General features: G+C 63.4%; 17 protein-coding genes. 13 read left to right on the top strand and 4 right to left on the bottom strand.

Annotated features, from left to right (window positions below):
- Positions 1-25 precede the first annotated feature (25 nt).
- Together X735_RS142825 and X735_RS142830 are read right to left on the bottom strand one after the other, a co-directional pair.
- Positions 26-1312, bottom strand: coding sequence for a dihydroorotase (locus X735_RS142825; RefSeq protein WP_023812965.1), 1287 nt, complete (start codon positions 1310-1312; stop codon positions 26-28).
- Positions 1309-2268 (bottom strand): aspartate carbamoyltransferase catalytic subunit, encoded by a 960-nt coding sequence (locus X735_RS142830; RefSeq protein ID WP_013531794.1) that lies wholly within the window; start codon positions 2266-2268, stop codon positions 1309-1311. Before X735_RS142830 ends, X735_RS142825 begins: the two co-directional genes overlap by 4 nt.
- Before the next feature lie 193 nt (positions 2269-2461).
- Here X735_RS142830 and X735_RS142835 point away from each other — a divergent pair, with 193 nt between their 5' ends.
- The 3 genes from X735_RS142835 (at position 2462) to X735_RS142845 (ending at position 5195) form a co-directional block, all read left to right on the top strand.
- The gene (locus X735_RS142835) at positions 2462-4090 is read left to right on the top strand and encodes a DNA alkylation response protein (protein ID WP_023812964.1); all 1629 of its coding nucleotides are present in this window, start codon (positions 2462-2464) and stop codon (positions 4088-4090) included.
- 194 nt (positions 4091-4284) lie between these two features.
- Positions 4285-4854: a hypothetical protein gene (locus X735_RS142840; protein WP_023812963.1), complete on the top strand. Its 570-nt coding sequence runs from the start codon at positions 4285-4287 to the stop codon at positions 4852-4854.
- Positions 4854-5195, top strand: coding sequence for a DUF6105 family protein (locus tag X735_RS142845; protein ID WP_023812962.1), 342 nt, complete (start codon positions 4854-4856; stop codon positions 5193-5195). Before X735_RS142840 ends, X735_RS142845 begins: the two co-directional genes overlap by 1 nt.
- On the opposite strand, the gene ruvX is transcribed toward X735_RS142845, so the two are convergent.
- The gene (gene ruvX, locus X735_RS142850) at positions 5113-5619 is read right to left on the bottom strand and encodes a Holliday junction resolvase RuvX (RefSeq protein ID WP_023812961.1); all 507 of its coding nucleotides are present in this window, start codon (positions 5617-5619) and stop codon (positions 5113-5115) included. The two genes, X735_RS142845 and ruvX, sit on opposite strands and share 83 nt — an antisense overlap.
- Positions 5620-5742: 123 nt before the next feature.
- Between ruvX and X735_RS142855 the strand changes: the two genes are divergently transcribed.
- From X735_RS142855 to X735_RS142880, 6 genes are all read left to right on the top strand, one after another.
- A complete protein-coding gene (locus X735_RS142855) occupies positions 5743-6450 on the top strand; it encodes a metal-dependent hydrolase (protein WP_023812960.1) in 708 nt (235 codons plus the stop codon).
- A gap of 54 nt (positions 6451-6504) precedes the next feature.
- A complete protein-coding gene (locus X735_RS142860) occupies positions 6505-6891 on the top strand; it encodes a hypothetical protein (RefSeq protein ID WP_032909417.1) in 387 nt (128 codons plus the stop codon).
- 118 nt (positions 6892-7009) lie between these two features.
- Positions 7010-7297 carry an Asp-tRNA(Asn)/Glu-tRNA(Gln) amidotransferase subunit GatC gene (gatC, locus tag X735_RS142865; protein WP_023812958.1) on the top strand — a complete coding sequence of 96 codons (288 nt, stop codon included), beginning with the start codon at positions 7010-7012 and terminating at the stop codon, positions 7295-7297.
- 8 nt (positions 7298-7305) lie between these two features.
- Entirely contained in the window at positions 7306-7761 is a 456-nt protein-coding gene (locus tag X735_RS142870) for a GNAT family N-acetyltransferase (protein ID WP_023812957.1), read from the top strand.
- A complete protein-coding gene (locus X735_RS142875) occupies positions 7761-9326 on the top strand; it encodes an amidase family protein (protein WP_023812956.1) in 1566 nt (521 codons plus the stop codon). Before X735_RS142870 ends, X735_RS142875 begins: the two co-directional genes overlap by 1 nt.
- A 124-nt stretch (positions 9327-9450) precedes the next feature.
- A complete protein-coding gene (locus X735_RS142880) occupies positions 9451-10242 on the top strand; it encodes a YdcF family protein (protein ID WP_023812955.1) in 792 nt (263 codons plus the stop codon).
- On the opposite strand, the gene X735_RS142885 is transcribed toward X735_RS142880, so the two are convergent.
- Positions 10221-10934, bottom strand: coding sequence for a DUF599 domain-containing protein (locus X735_RS142885; protein ID WP_013531782.1), 714 nt, complete (start codon positions 10932-10934; stop codon positions 10221-10223). The two genes, X735_RS142880 and X735_RS142885, sit on opposite strands and share 22 nt — an antisense overlap.
- A 178-nt stretch (positions 10935-11112) precedes the next feature.
- Here X735_RS142885 and X735_RS142890 point away from each other — a divergent pair, with 178 nt between their 5' ends.
- The 4 genes from X735_RS142890 (at position 11113) to X735_RS142905 (ending at position 14544) form a co-directional block, all read left to right on the top strand.
- Positions 11113-12516, top strand: a complete 1404-nt coding sequence (locus tag X735_RS142890) for an L-serine ammonia-lyase (RefSeq protein ID WP_023812954.1) — start codon at positions 11113-11115, stop codon at positions 12514-12516.
- A 76-nt stretch (positions 12517-12592) separates the two neighbouring features.
- A complete protein-coding gene (locus X735_RS142895; RefSeq protein WP_013531780.1) occupies positions 12593-13030 on the top strand; it encodes a DUF1489 family protein in 438 nt (145 codons plus the stop codon).
- Positions 13031-13114: 84 nt separating this feature from the next.
- Positions 13115-13846: a hypothetical protein gene (locus X735_RS142900; RefSeq protein ID WP_023812953.1), complete on the top strand. Its 732-nt coding sequence runs from the start codon at positions 13115-13117 to the stop codon at positions 13844-13846.
- Positions 13846-14544: a DnaJ domain-containing protein gene (locus X735_RS142905; protein WP_023812952.1), complete on the top strand. Its 699-nt coding sequence runs from the start codon at positions 13846-13848 to the stop codon at positions 14542-14544. The genes X735_RS142900 and X735_RS142905 overlap by 1 nt, the downstream gene beginning before the upstream one ends.
- Positions 14545-14589 lie beyond the last annotated feature (45 nt).

Raw genomic sequence — 14589 nt, 5'->3', positions numbered from 1 at the left:
TCAGGCGCGGTGCGCCGTGGCCGGTTCAGGCGGAAAACACTGTGCGGCCCGCAATCAGCGTTTGCAAGACCTTGCCTTGCAGTCGCGCGCCTTCGAAACAGGTGTTTTTCGACCGCGAACGAATGCCGCTTTCGCTGACGATCCAGGGTCCGTCGAGGTCGACAAGCGCAAGATCGGCGACAGCGCCCGGCTTCAGCGTGCCGCCGGGCAGGCCGAACAGTTTTGCGGGAGCGGTGGACAGGGTTTCGATCAGCCGGAGCAACGGCACATCGCCATTGTGGTAGAGCCGCAGTGCGGCGCCCAGAAGCGTCTCCAACCCTATGGCGCCGGCCGCCGCATCGGCGAAGGGCAGGCGCTTGGTGTCGACATCCTGCGGATCATGCGAGGAGACGATGATGTCGATCGTGCCGTCCCTGACCGCCTCGATCATCGCCAACCGGTCTTCCTCGGCGCGCAAAGGTGGCGTCAGGCGGAAGAAGGTGCGGTATTCGCCGACATCGTTTTCATTCAGCGACAGATTGTGGATCGCCACGCCTGACGTCACCGTCGCGCCGTCGGCTTTCGCACGCGTTATGGCGTTTGCCGCCATCGCCGTCGAGATCTTTGCTGCATGGTACGAACCACGCGTCAGCCGGGCCAAGGCCAGATCGCGCTCCAGCGGGATGGATTCGGCTTCGCGCGGAACGCCGGAGAGGCCGAGCCAACTGGCGTAGAGGCCTTCATTCATCACGCCGGATGAACCGAGGTCCGCATCCTGCGTCTCATGCACGATGGTGGCGCCGAAGTCGCGCGCATAGGTCAGCGCGCGGCGCATCACCAGCGCGCTCGATATGGTGTGACGGCCATCGGTGAAGGCGACGGCGCCGGCTTCGCGCAGCAGGCCGAACTCGGTCATTTCGCGCCCGTCGAGGCCCTTGGTGATCGCCGCAGCCGGAAAGACGTTGACGATGGCCGTGTCCTTGGCGGTGCGCAGCACGAATTCGACCAGCGCCACATTGTCGATCACCGGATCGGTATCGGGCATCATGACGATGGATGTGACGCCGCCGGCCGCCGCCGCGACACTTGCCGACGCAATGGTCTCGCGATGCTCGCCGCCCGGTTCGCCGATGAAGACACGGCCGTCGATCAGGCCTGGAATGATCGCCTTGCCGGCGCAGTCGATAACGGTGGCGCCCTCGGGCGCGCCCTGGTTCAGCGCTGCTTTGCCGGCGGCTACGATCTTGCGGCCATCGACGAAGACGGCGCCGACTTCATCGATGCCGCGCGAGGGGTCGATAATGCGTGCGCGCTCAAAGACCGTTATGCTCATGCCCCGCGGCCCTCTTGATTACGGCGCGGGTCAAGAAGCGCTTCCATCACCGCCATGCGCACGGCGACGCCCATCTCGACCTGTTCCTGGATGACGCTCTGCGGACCGTCGGCGATTTCCGAGGCGATCTCGACGCCGCGGTTCATCGGCCCGGGGTGCATCACCAGCGCGTCGTCCTTGGCGGCCTTCAGTTTTTCCGCATCGAGGCCGAAATAGCGGAAATATTCGCGCACCGAAGGCACGAAAGCGCCTTCCATGCGCTCGCGCTGCAGGCGCAGCATCATCACCACGTCGGCGTCCTTGAGGCCTTCGGCCATCGAACGGGTTACGATGACGCCCATCTTCTCGATGCCGGTGGGCAGCAGCGTCGACGGAGCGACGACGCGCACCTGCGCGCCGAGCGCGTTGAGCAGCATGATGTTGGAACGCGCCACGCGCGAATGCAGGATGTCGCCGCAGATTGCCACGATGAGCTTCGACAGCGGACCCTTGGCGCGACGAATGGTCAGCGCATCGAGCAGCGCCTGTGTCGGGTGTTCATGCGCGCCGTCGCCGGCGTTGACGACGGAGCAGCCGACCTTCTGCGCCAGAAGGGCGGCAGCACCGGCCGATTGGTGGCGGATGATCAGGATGTCGGGCCGCATGGCGTTCAGCGTCATCGCCGTGTCGATGAGCGTTTCGCCCTTCTTCACCGAAGAGCTTGCCACCGACATGTTCATGACATCGGCGCCGAGCCGCTTTCCGGCAAGCTCGAACGACGACTGTGTGCGCGTCGAGGCTTCATAGAAGAGGTTGATCTGTGTGCGACCGCGCAGCGTCGAGGTTTTCTTCTCCGACTGCCGCGAGATCGCGACCGCCCGGTCCGCCCTGTCGAGCAACAGCTCGATATCGGCGGGGGAAAGGTCGCGGATGCCCAGAAGATGGCGATGAGGATAGGGGGACGAAGCGTCGGTCATCTCAAGGCGCTGCTATAGGGTGGAGACTTTGCGGCTGCAAGCGCCAGCTTTGCATTGTAGCCGTTCTCCTCAATTTTTTCGTGTAGATAGCCGATTGTATCGGCCGGTATTTTCATCGCGCGCGCTGCATGGCTTGGCTATATCTAGCCGACAGCCCCGGATTCGTGGCTTTCTGACGATAGAAGGATTGGGCGTGACCGACGACGTGACGAACCAGCCGCCGCCGCTGACGGGCGGCAACGCCTGGCGGGGCGATCCGTTGCTGATCCAGCTAGCGGAGCGTTTTTCCGATCCGGTGCGCCGGGAACTCGATGGTCTCGGCCGCTTTGTGCTGACGCAGGAGGCGCAGGAATTGGCGCGCCTCGCCAATGTCGAGACGCCGAAGCTCAGGACGCATGATCGCCAGGGACGGCGCATCGACGTGGTCGAGTTCCATCCCGCCTATCACGCCTTGATGCGCCGCTCTGTGGCCAACGGGCTGCATTCCTCGGTGTGGGAGAACGGCGACACCGAGATCGGCCGCCGCCATCAGGTCCGTGCCGCCCGGTTTTATCTGACGGCGGAGCTGGAGACCGGGCATCTGTGCCCCATCACCATGACCAACGCTTCGCTGGCGGCCTTGATGGCCAGCCCGAAACTGTTTCGCGAATGGGCGCCGCGCGTGACGACGCGCAAATACGACCAGAGCCAGAAACCGCCGGTCGAGAAGACCGGGCTGACCCTCGGCATGGGCATGACCGAGAAACAGGGCGGCACCGATGTGCGCGCCAATGTGACGAGGGCGGAACGCGCCGGCAGCGGTTTTTATCGTCTGAACGGGCACAAATGGTTCATGTCCGCGCCGATGTCGGATGCCTTCCTGGTGCTGGCGCAGGCGCCTGAGGGACTATCGTGCTTCCTCGTGCCGCGCGTTCTCGGTGACGGTTCGGGCAACGGCTTCCGCTTTCAGCGGCTGAAGGACAAGCTCGGCAATCGTTCCAACGCCTCCTCCGAAGTCGAATTTGTCAATGCCATCGGCGAGATGGTCGGCGAAGCCGGTGCCGGTGTGAAGACGATCATGGACATGGTCACCCTGACCCGGCTCGATTGTGCCATCGCATCGTCGGCGATCATGCGCGCGGGCCTGGCCGAGGCCGTTCACCACGCCCGCCATCGCCAGGTGTTCGGTTCGACCCTGATCGAGCAGCCGTTGATGCAGCGCGTTCTGGCCGACATGGCGCTCGATGTCGCCGCCGCCACCGCGCTGTCGTTCCGGTTGGCGCGCTCCTTCGACGAGGCGGCCAGCGATCGCGGCGAGGCGGCGTTTGCTCGGGCCATGACGCCGGTCGTCAAATACTGGGTCTGCAAGATCGCGCCGCCTTTGCTCTATGAGACTATGGAGTGCCTCGGCGGCAATGGCTATGTCGAGGAGGCGCCACTCGCCCGCTACTATCGCGAGGCCCCGGTCAACGCGATCTGGGAAGGCTCGGGCAATGTCATGGCGCTTGATGTGCTGCGCGTGCTCGGCCGTGCGCCCGGCCTGTTCGAGGATGTGCTGGCCGGCATCGACCGTGATCTCGGCGCCGGCGGACGCGGCACGATCGGCGTGCTGAAGGCGGCGATGCAGGTTGCCTCAACCGACGAAGGTTCTGCCCGGCTGCTGACCGAGCAGCTGGCGCTGTCGGCTGCGGCGGCGGAATTGCGCCGTCTGGGGGCAGGGCGGATCGCCGACGCTTTCGTCGAGACGCGTTTGGCCGGCCAATGGCGCAACACCTATGGCATGATCGATTCGCGCCACGATGCACGCATGATCATCGACACGCTCTATCCGCCGGTGAACTGAGCCGCGAGCATCGCAAAAACCGGCGCCATCCACAGTTTTGACGCGTTGGCGGGCATCTTCACGCGTATGGCTAATCGCCGTTAACCTTAACAAATGGTTTCCATTGCGATGGCGGACGGCAAGGCCCACTGTCCTAGTGCAAGCAGGGAATGGTTCAGATTGGCCGTCTCTTGCTTTGCGAAGCAGGAACACCGATGCGACAGGTACTGACCTCTTTTCTGGCCTTGCACTGGGCGATTGTTTTCGCCCTGCTTGCGCTAATCTGCATCGACGGAAACCGGGGTGTGGCGGCGGCGCTCGGCGTGCTGGGCACTACAATCGAGGGTACCCGCTTCGTCGACCTCGACAATTTCGTCGTCGTGGCGCCGCTCGCCACCGCATTGCTTGTCGTCGCGGTTCTGTTTTTCTGGGCCTTTGTCGAAGCCCTGGTCAACGACGCGACCAGCGCGGGCGCCGACAGCGTCGCCCGCATCGCCTTCATATGCGCGTCCGGCGTGTTGTCGCTGATCGTCGTCGGTGGCGCCGCGCAAGGCATCAACGGGCTGTTCATGGCTGTCGCCGTGCAACTGGCGGCACTTCTGGCGTCCTATGTCGCCATGCTTGCCGAGCGGCGGTCCGTGGTTGCGGCAGCGGCTTCCGGCGAAAGCGAGATCCATGCCGTCGCGCATGGCATGGCAAAAGCCGCGGCCCACAATTCGCTGCTTTCACTCATATCAGGCCGAACGGTCTCCAAGACCGGCTCCAATCCCAGGGGAGGCCGCTGATGCGCTACATCTTCGGATTTTGGGCGGCGCCGATGGCGATTTTCTGGGGCTGGTTCTATCTGTCGGCCAATGACATCAATTTCGGCTACACGATGCTCAGCCGACAGATGCACGACTTCTTCTTCCAACTCTATGGCCAGATGCTCGGCATCGATCCGGCGATCATTCCCGGCATGGTGGCGAAGACGTGCGTCTTCGACGGGTTGTTGCTGATGGCGCTTTGGGCCTTCCGCCGTCGCCGCGAAATCGCCGGCTGGGTCAGACAGCGCTGGGCGGGTCCGGTTCCGTTCGAGCGGATGCGTGGAGCGACTGAAGCCGGTCCAAAACTCCCTGCAGAATAAACGCGGCTGCCGCCGAATCGATCTTGCCGGCGCGCTTGCGGCGCGAGAAATCCATCTCGATCAGCGTCCTTTCGGCCGCGACCGTCGATAGTCTTTCATCCCAGAGCACGAAGGGCAGGTCGCTCATCTGGGCCATGTTGCGGACGAAGGCGCGCGATTTCTGCGCACGCGGCCCTTCCGAACCGTCCATATTGATCGGCAGCCCAATCACCACCGCGCCGGCATTCTCCTTCCGCAGCAAGGCGAGCAGCACCGCCGCATCGAGCGAGAATTTCCTTCGCATGATGACCGGGCGCGGATGGGCGAAGGAAAACCTCTGGTCCGAGACCGCGACGCCGATCGTCTTGTCGCCGAGGTCAAGCCCCGCCAGCGTCTTGCCGCCGGTTAGCCGCGCCGGCAATTCCTCGATCGTGATAATGCCCACCGGCCGTCCTTCGCCTTTCACCACCACGTGTTTTGTCAAACGCGTGGCGGACACAGTAACCCTTTGATCTCCGGGCCGTCGGCGTTCTATCCTTTGGCAAGATAAAAATCGAGGAATGCATTCATGAAACTGACCTGGTACGGCCACTCGGCCTTTCGCATCGAGACCGCTGATGCCAAGATCCTCATCGATCCCTATCTGATCGGCAATCCGTCCTGGACGGGCGGCTGGGAGGGACCGGCCGAGGGGATCACGCATGTGCTGCTGACGCATGGCCATAGCGACCACATCAGCGGCGCCGTGGAAGTGCTCGGCAAAAGCGGCGCCCAATTGGTCGCCAATTTCGAGATCTGCATGTATCTGGTCGGCAAGGGTGTCAGCGACAAGAAGATCAACCCGGGCAACATCGGCGGCACCGTCGATTGCGGCAGCTTCACCACCACTTTTGTCCAGGCGCTGCACTCATCCTCGTTCCCCGGCGAGGGCGGCCAGAACACCTATCTCGGCAATCCGGGCGGCCTCGTCCTGCATTTCCCGGAAGACAAGACGCTCTATCACATGGGCGACACCGACATCTTCTCCGACATGGCGCTGATCAACGAGTTGCATGAACCCAAGGTCGGCCTGGTGCCGATCGGCGACCGCTTCACCATGGGCGGCGCGGTGGCTGCACTTGCCTGCCGGCGCTTCTTCAAATTCGACACCGTGGTTCCCTGTCACTTCGGCACGTTTCCGATGATCGACCCGACCGCCGACAAGTTCGGGGCCGGCATGGAAGGGTCCGGCGTGACGGTGGCATTGCCTGACATCGGTGAGACGATTACGATCTAGGCACAGCTAAAGCGGAATGAAACCATGGCTTTGAGGAAATCTCTTTGTGTATCGATGTTGGTCGCGGCGTCGCCCGCGCTCGCCGCGAATGATTTCATCGAGGGCGTCTACCTGCAATCCGAGGAGCTTTGCAAACAGGCCAAAAAGGACACGCTGCAAACGCTGATCGACGCAGGGAACATCGTGCTTTCGGCGCACGGCCTGCAGAGCGTCGAATACAATTGCGAGTTTCTGCAGATCAGCAAGGCCACGGCTTCGCCGAGCTGGGCGGTGACGGCCATCTGCCAGGAACCGGGTTATGTCTTTCCCGACGTTCTCTCCGTGACGCAAATGAACGCCAAGCAGATCGATCTCGTGTCGGTTCGGCCCGTCGACGACGAAAGCGAAGCAAGCGGCAACAGCGGCAGCTACTATCTGTGCGAAGGCGTGGCTCTGCCATAGACGTATTCTGAGGGCCCACGAGCGGGCCGCCGGCACAGCCTGGTCTCTCGCACGATGCATGTTGCGCAGCGCGCGCGGCGCCGCTATAGCCCGAACTGGTTTTCCCCGAGGCAAAAACATGTCCGTAGATCTTCAGACAGTGAAGCGCGTCGCGCATCTCGCCCGCATCGCGGTGAGCGAAGAAGACGCCGAACGGATGACCGGCGAGCTGAACGCCATTCTGGGCTTCGTCGAGCAGCTGAACGAGGTCGATGTTTCCGGTGTCGAACCAATGACCTCGGTGACGCCGATGGACATGAAGAAGCGCAGCGATGTCGTCACCGACGGCGGCAAGGCGGCCGACATCGTCGCTAACGCGCCGGCGACCGAAGAGAATTTCTTCCTCGTGCCGAAGGTCGTGGAGTAAACCGGCCGATGGCAATCGAGATCGCCATTGAGAAGCCGCTCCAGGACGACGTGCGCAGGCTGGTCACGGAACTCAACGAGACCTTGCTCGAACTGACGCCGCCGGAGCATTGCTACCATTTGACGGTCGAGCAGATGGCCGGTGAGGACACGACGGTTTTCATCGCCCGCGATAATGGCCTGGCCATTGGCTGCGGCGCGCTGAAGCGTCATGACGGCGCCATTGGCGAGGTCAAGCGCATGTATATCAGGCCGTCGCATCGCGGGCAGAAGATCGGCGCGAAAATCGTTGAGCGGGTCGAATCGCTGGCGCGCAACGAGGGGCTGAAGCGCCTGGTGCTGGAGACGGGCGATCGTCATCCCGCGGCGTGGACAGTCTACGAACGCGCCGGGTTTTCGCGCTGCGGCCCGGTGCTGGATTACCCCGATTCTGAGTGGTCGGTGTTTTACGAAAAGAGCCTTTGATGAGCGACCTGACCCAGCTGACGATTTCACAGGCCCGCGCCAAGCTGCGCGACAAGGAAATCACCGCGACCGAGATCACCGAGGCCTATCTCGGCGCTATCGAGCGCGCCAATCCGGCGCTCAATGCCTATGTCGCCGTGACCGGCGACAAGGCGCGCGACATGGCCAAGGCGTCCGACGCCAGGCTGGTCAAGGGCGAGGGCGGTGCGCTGGAAGGCATTCCGTTGGGGATCAAGGACCTGTTCGGCACCGAAGGCGTCCACACGCAGGCTTGCAGCCATGTGCTCGACGGGTTCAAGCCGCGCTACGAATCGACCGTTACGTCAAATCTGTGGGCCGACGGCGCCGTTATGCTCGGCAAACTCAACATGGACGAGTTCGCCATGGGCTCGTCCAACGAGACGTCCTACTATGGCCCGGTCATCAATCCGTGGCGGCGCTCGCGCCTCGATACTGCGGTGATGCCCACGACGCATCAGGGCGACGGCGGCTTCGTTTCGGCCGGCGGCACGAGGACCGTGCGCAGCCTGGACAATGCGCAGTTGGTGCCGGGTGGCTCTTCTGGCGGGTCGGCCACGGCAGTCTCCGCCTTCCTGTGCGCCGGCGCGACCGCGACGGACACTGGCGGCTCGATCCGCCAGCCGGCCGCCTTCACCGGGACGGTCGGCATCAAGCCGACCTATGGCCGCTGCTCACGCTGGGGTATCGTCGCGTTCGCCTCGTCGCTCGACCAGGCCGGCCCGATCGCGCGCGACGTACGCGATGCCGCGATCCTGTTGAAATCGATGGCCTCTGTCGATCCGAAGGACACGACGTCGGTCGACCGGCCGGTGCCGGATTATGAGGCGGTGATCGGCAAGCCGATCAAGGGCATGAAGGTCGGCATTCCCAGGGAATACCGCGTCGACGGCATGCCCGAAGAGATCGAAGCGCTGTGGCAGAAGGGCATTGCCTGGCTGAAGGACGCCGGCGCCGAGATCGTCGACATTTCCCTGCCGCATACGAAATACGCGCTGCCCGCCTATTACATCGTGGCGCCGGCCGAGGCTTCGTCCAACCTCGCCCGCTATGATGGCGTCCGCTACGGCTTGCGCGTGCCGGGCAAGGATATCGTCGACATGTATGAGAAGACCCGCGCCGCGGGTTTCGGCCGCGAGGTCAAGCGCCGCATCATGATCGGCACCTATGTGCTGTCGGCCGGCTATTACGACGCCTACTATCTGCAGGCGCAGAAGGTGCGCAATCTGATCAAGCGGGATTTCGAGACTGTCTTCGCCGCCGGCGTCGATGTCATCCTGACCCCGGCAACGCCGTCCGCCGCCTTCGGCATCGCCGACGAGGACATGGCTGCCGATCCGGTCAAGATGTACCTGAACGACATCTTCACCGTCACTGTGAACATGGCGGGCCTGCCGGGCATCGCTGTGCCCGCCGGGCTCGACGCCAAGGGCCTGCCGCTCGGCCTGCAGCTGATCGGCCGGCCGTTCGATGAGGAAACCCTGTTCCAGACCGCTGCCGTCATCGAGCAGGCCGCAGGCACGTTCCAGCCGGAGAAGTGGTGGTAGGGACGTCGCTCGTCTAGCGCATGCCCTGAAAGTCGAATCGATTTTCGGAAGGATCCTGCGCAAAATCAAAGTGTTAGCGTCCTTTGAGCGCGCACGCCCGCGCGGCGCTGCAATGGGGTGAGCGATGTTCTTCTACCTGTCCAAGATCTTTTGGTTCTTCATCCAGCCGCTGAACCTGGCGATCTTTCTGCTGCTGGCGGGATTGCTCGCGGCCATGATCGGGCGCCGGCGGCTGGCGGCTACCGGCAGCGTGCTGGCATTTCTGGTCCTTGCGCTGTCAGCGTGGACGTCGCTCGGCGCCATGATGCTCAATCCGCTGGAAGAGCGCTTCGCGCGCCCGCCGCTGCCGGCAAAGGTCGACGGCATCGTCGTGCTCGGCGGCGGCTTCGAGGGCGCCATCAATCTGGCGCGCGGCGGCTATGAGTTGAACAGCAGCGGAGATCGGATGGTCGAGACCGCAGTTCTGGCCCGGCGCTTTCCCACCGCCAAGGTGGTCGTCTCCGGCGGCACCGGCGCGTTGTTTCTCGATGGCGAGGGCGATGCCGCAACCGCGCCGCGCCTGCTCACCGCGCTTGGCGTGGCCGCCGATCGTCTGATCCTGGAGAACAAGTCCCGCAACACCTATGAGAACGCGGTCTTCACCAAGGAGTTGGTCACGCCGAAGCCCGGCGAGACCTGGCTGCTGGTGACCTCGGCCTTCCATATGCCGCGCGCCAAGGCGCTGTTCGACAAGGCCGGCTTCGCCACCGTTCCTTGGCCGGTCGACTATCGCACCTCGGGCAAAGAAGGCATCGGGCTATTCCGCGACAATCCAGCCGATTCGCTGCAGGCCACCACCATGGCCATCCGCGAATGGATCGGGCTTTTTGCCTACTGGCTGTCAGGCCGGATCGATCAGCCTTTTCCAGGCGGCTGACCGATCACCGCCTGCCTGGCGGCCGAGAAGAACTGGCGCCGCACCAGCACCGCCAGCAGCAACAGCGTCGACAAGACGAACACCATGGGGTCGACGAACCAGCCGAGATAACCGATCGAGAAGAACACGCCGCGCAGGCCGGAGTTGAAGTGCTTTCCGGCCAGCATGTTCATTTGTGCCGCACGCCACACCGCCGTTTCGGTGACCGGATTGCGTGAGGCTTCGCCATGCGGGATCGGCACGGCGCCGATCAGGATCGTGCAATAGTTGAACAGCCGGTATGCCCAGCCGAATTTGAAGAACGAAAACGCCAGGATCAGCACCAGCCCGAACACCTTTATCTGGAAGGCCGCGCGCGACGGCGCGCCGCCCAGGGGCAGGTCGCTGAGCACTTCAAGAACCCGGTCGGACGCGCCGAGCAAGGCAAAGCAGCCGCCGATGGCGATCAGCGAGCTGGAGGCGAAGAAGGCGGTGCCTTGCTGCAGCCCGCTCATGATGGCGGTGTCGACGATGCGGATCTCGCGCTCGGCCATGGTCCGCATCCAGGCTTGCCGCTGTGCATTCATCGCCGTCGTCAGCGACACGCGGCTGACCAGCTTGCCGTCGGAGGCAAACGTGTGCAGCAGCCACGCGACGAGGAAGAAGGCCAGCGCCGCGAGATCGGCTGTCGAAAGATCGAGGGAATCGCCCATGGCCTGAATTTATCACATTCAGCGCGATCGCTTCGATGTCCGCATACAGCGATCGTACCAATGTCGCTGCCGGAGCAAACAAGGTCGGCGGGTGCAGCGCCGCGATTTCCAAAAGAGCGGAAACATCGTGGGAATTCCTATATATAGTCCTCGACCTGACGCCAGGAGACTACGCCGCGTGTTCCTTTCGGTTTTCGACCTGTTCAAGATCGGCATAGGACCCTCGAGTTCGCACACGATGGGGCCGATGACCGCCGCTGCGCGGTTTCTCGACGAGGTCGCGGGAAATGACTGGCCGCGTCCGGCGGGCGTCAAGGTTGACCGGCTTGGCGCGAGCCTGCACGGGTCACTCGCCTACACCGGCATCGGCCACGGCAGTGATCGCGCCGTCATGCTCGGCCTTGCCGGTCTGACGCCGCAGACGGTCGATCCCGACCAGGCCGATGGCATTGCCGGCCGCATCGCCGCCGAAAAGCGCATTTCGCCGCCCGGCCATCCCTCGTATCGCTTCGATCCGGCCACCGATCTGGTGCTGGATCGCAAGACGCCGCTCACCGGTCACGCCAACGGCATGGCGTTCTACGCCTATGATTCCGGCGGCCGCCTGCTGCTCAAGCGCATCTATTATTCGATCGGCGGCGGCTTCGTGGTTTCCGAAGAAGAGCTGCAGCGGATGAAAGCCAAGGGTTCGGTGACAACCGAAGGCAAGAAAGTGCCTTATCCGTTCAAGAATGCGGTCGAGATGCTGGCCATGGCCGGCAAAAGCGGCCTTTCCATCGCCGACATGAAACGCGTCAACGAGGAGACACAGATGACGCGCGAGGAGCTCGACGCCGGCCTCGACGGTATCTGGAGCGCCATGAAGGGCTGCATCGACCGTGGCCTGTCGCAGGATGGCATCATGCCGGGCGGGTTGAAGGTGCGCCGGCGTGCCCGCATGCTGCACGACAAGCTGCAGGAGCAGTGGCAGCAGAACAAGCCCAATCCCCTGCTCGCCAATGACTGGCTGTCGATCTACGCCATGGCCGTGAACGAGGAAAATGCCGCCGGCGGCCGCGTCGTCACCGCGCCGACCAATGGCGCTGCCGGCACGCTGCCGGCGGTGCTGCGTTACTGGCTGCATTTCCATCCCGAGGCGGACCAGCCGAGCATTCGTGATTTCCTGCTGACGGCTGCCGCCGTTGGCGGCATCATCAAGACCAACGCATCGATCTCGGGCGCCGAGGTCGGCTGCCAGGGTGAGGTAGGCTCCGCGTCGGCGATGGCGGCGGCCGGCCTGTGCGCCGTCATGGGCGGCACGCCCGAGCAGGTCGAGAATGCCGCCGAGATCGCGCTCGAACATCATCTCGGCATGACCTGCGATCCGGTTGGTGGTCTGGTTCAGGTGCCGTGCATCGAGCGCAATGCGCTGGGCGCGGTCAAGGCGGTGACGGCCGCGTCGCTGGCCATCAAGGGCGACGGCATCCATTTCGTACCGCTCGATGCGGCGATCGAGACCATGCGCCAGACCGGCCTCGACATGAACGAGAAGTACAAGGAAACCAGCCTTGGCGGGCTTGCAGTCAACGTCGTGGAGTGCTGAAGGCTGGCCTAAACCGCCACTGTGGAGAAGTCGATCCGGTCGTTGACGCGTTCGCGTGCAGGACTAACCTTAAGCGATGTCTCTCAATCTCATAAAACTCTGTGTCGGCTGCGACAGCGTCGAGGATCTCGAAGAGTGGATCGCCTTCCGCCTCGACGAGCGGCGGCGCGCCGGTGAGCCGGTCGAGCAGTATCACACCACCCGTATGATGCCGACGCGCGGCGCCGAGGTTACCGATGGCGGTTCGCTCTATTGGGTGATCAAAGGCAATGTGCAGTGCCGCCAGTTGATCACCGAAATCCGGCCGTTCACCGACAGTGAAGGCATAGGCCGTTGCCATCTGATACTCGACCCCGAGGTTGTACGCACCGACTGGCAGCCACGCCGGGCTTTTCAGGGCTGGCGCTACCTGAAGCCGGCGGACGCGCCGCTCGATCTGGGTAAGGGCAAGGCCGGATTGATCGAGATGCCGCCGAAACTCAGGCGCGAGCTGGCCGATCTCGGTCTGCTCTGACCCCAGGTGGCATCACCGCCTGGCCCTTTGCACTGCCCGATGTGGGGCTTGCAAGCGATGTGGCAACGCCACATCTTGTTTTTCATGAGCGATAAGAAGCAGCCTGTGCCAGCGGGGACCAATCCTGCGCCGATCAAGCCTCAATCCAACGCCGGCGAGATCGACGCCTTCATTCGTCAGGCGAGGACACTTGCCGCGTCGGCGACCGATTCGGGCAGGCTGATCCTTGCTCTCGACGCAACAATGAGCCGCCAGCCGACCTGGGATCTGGCTTGTGAGCTGCAGGGCCAGATGTTCGACGCTGTCGGCAAGGCCGGAACCCTCAGCGTGCAACTGGTTTATTTTCGTGGTCTCGGCGAGTGCCGTTCGTCCGCTTTCGTGAGCGACACCAATGCCTTGAAGCAGCTGATGACGCGGATCGAATGCCGCAGCGGCCACACCCAGATCGGCAAGGTCCTGACGCATGCGTTGAAACAGACGGCGGCCGCCAAGGTCAATGCGCTGGTCTACATCGGCGACGCGATGGAAGAGAATATCGACGATCTGGCCGAAAAGGCCGGCAGCCTCGGCCTTCATGGCGTTCCCGTCTTCGTGTTTCAGGAAAGCCATGATTCCGGCGCAGAAAAGGCGTTCAAAGAGATTGCGCGGCTGTCCAAGGGGGCTTGGTTTAGATTTGATCGGCGGGCTGCCGCGACCCTGGCAGGACTGCTTTCGGCCGTCGCCGTGTTTGCGACCGGCGGGTTGAAGGCGCTCGAAGCCAGGGGCAGGCCGGAAGACCGGCTGATGATCGAGTATCTGCGGGGCGGCGGAAAATAATGGGCGCGATCATCGCTTTTGGAGCGTTGCTTCTGCTGCTCCTCGGCGCGGTGACGATCTTTCTGCGTGCCGAGCCGGCGAAACTGGCGAGCACGCTGCGAACGCTCGGGCCGGCTCTTCTGGCACTTGTCGGCGTCGCCGTGCTTGTGGTCGGCCGGGAAGGCATCGGCGGCATGATTCTCACCGGCGCAATTGCCTGGTATGGTTCCATGCGCATGAAACGCCAGCCGGCCGGGCTTGCACCGGGCAAACGCTCGACGGTGCGCACAGCGGCATTGGAAATGGAACTCGATCACGACACCGGCGGCCTCGAAGGACTGGTCCTGGCTGGCCGCCACGAAGGCAAGATGCTTGGCGCGATGGGGCTGGCGGAATTGCAACACCTCTACCGCGAACTCTCCGGCGATCCGGAGAGCCGACAGCTGCTAGAGACGTATCTTGACGGCAGATTTCCCGTCTGGCGCAAAAACGCTGAGACGAACGGTGGCGAAGGGCTGGGTGTTGCGCCAGGTCCGGGCGCCATGACTAAGGAGGAGGCCTACAAGGTCCTTGGTCTTGAAGCGGGGGCCGCCGCGGCGGATGTCCGCAAGGCGCACCGCCGCCTGATGCAGCGCCTGCACCCCGATGTCGGCGGCACGTCTTTCCTGGCGGCGCGGATTAACGAAGCCAAGGACGTCTTGCTCTCCAATCACAACTAGTCTCCTTCGACGCAGAATTTTTCCGGGAGATGGCTTGCACGCCGT

It is taken from the genome of Mesorhizobium sp. L2C084A000, from assembly GCF_000502875.1.
Lineage (GTDB): Bacteria > Pseudomonadota > Alphaproteobacteria > Rhizobiales > Rhizobiaceae > Mesorhizobium.
Note: the sequence above shows the minus strand (reverse complement) of the source record. Positions and strands in the feature narration are given on the sequence as shown.

Excerpts from the sequence above, each read along its gene's own strand:
- X735_RS142845 (WP_023812962.1), top strand. The coding sequence starts at position 4,854 with ATGCGCTACATCTTCGGATTTTGGGCGGCGCCGATGGCGATTTTCTGG.
- X735_RS142855 (WP_023812960.1), top strand. The coding sequence starts at position 5,743 with ATGAAACTGACCTGGTACGGCCACTCGGCCTTTCGCATCGAGACCGCT.
- X735_RS142880 (WP_023812955.1), top strand. The coding sequence starts at position 9,451 with ATGTTCTTCTACCTGTCCAAGATCTTTTGGTTCTTCATCCAGCCGCTG.
- X735_RS142900 (WP_023812953.1), top strand. The coding sequence starts at position 13,115 with ATGAGCGATAAGAAGCAGCCTGTGCCAGCGGGGACCAATCCTGCGCCG.
- X735_RS142860 (WP_032909417.1), top strand. The coding sequence starts at position 6,505 with ATGTTGGTCGCGGCGTCGCCCGCGCTCGCCGCGAATGATTTCATCGAG.
- gatC (WP_023812958.1), top strand. The coding sequence starts at position 7,010 with ATGTCCGTAGATCTTCAGACAGTGAAGCGCGTCGCGCATCTCGCCCGC.
- X735_RS142825 (WP_023812965.1), bottom strand. The coding sequence starts at position 1,312 with ATGAGCATAACGGTCTTTGAGCGCGCACGCATTATCGACCCCTCGCGC.
- X735_RS142905 (WP_023812952.1), top strand. The coding sequence starts at position 13,846 with ATGGGCGCGATCATCGCTTTTGGAGCGTTGCTTCTGCTGCTCCTCGGC.
- X735_RS142870 (WP_023812957.1), top strand. The coding sequence starts at position 7,306 with ATGGCAATCGAGATCGCCATTGAGAAGCCGCTCCAGGACGACGTGCGC.
- X735_RS142875 (WP_023812956.1), top strand. The coding sequence starts at position 7,761 with ATGAGCGACCTGACCCAGCTGACGATTTCACAGGCCCGCGCCAAGCTG.
- X735_RS142895 (WP_013531780.1), top strand. The coding sequence starts at position 12,593 with ATGTCTCTCAATCTCATAAAACTCTGTGTCGGCTGCGACAGCGTCGAG.
- X735_RS142840 (WP_023812963.1), top strand. The coding sequence starts at position 4,285 with ATGCGACAGGTACTGACCTCTTTTCTGGCCTTGCACTGGGCGATTGTT.
- X735_RS142830 (WP_013531794.1), bottom strand. The coding sequence starts at position 2,268 with ATGACCGACGCTTCGTCCCCCTATCCTCATCGCCATCTTCTGGGCATC.
- X735_RS142885 (WP_013531782.1), bottom strand. The coding sequence starts at position 10,934 with ATGGGCGATTCCCTCGATCTTTCGACAGCCGATCTCGCGGCGCTGGCC.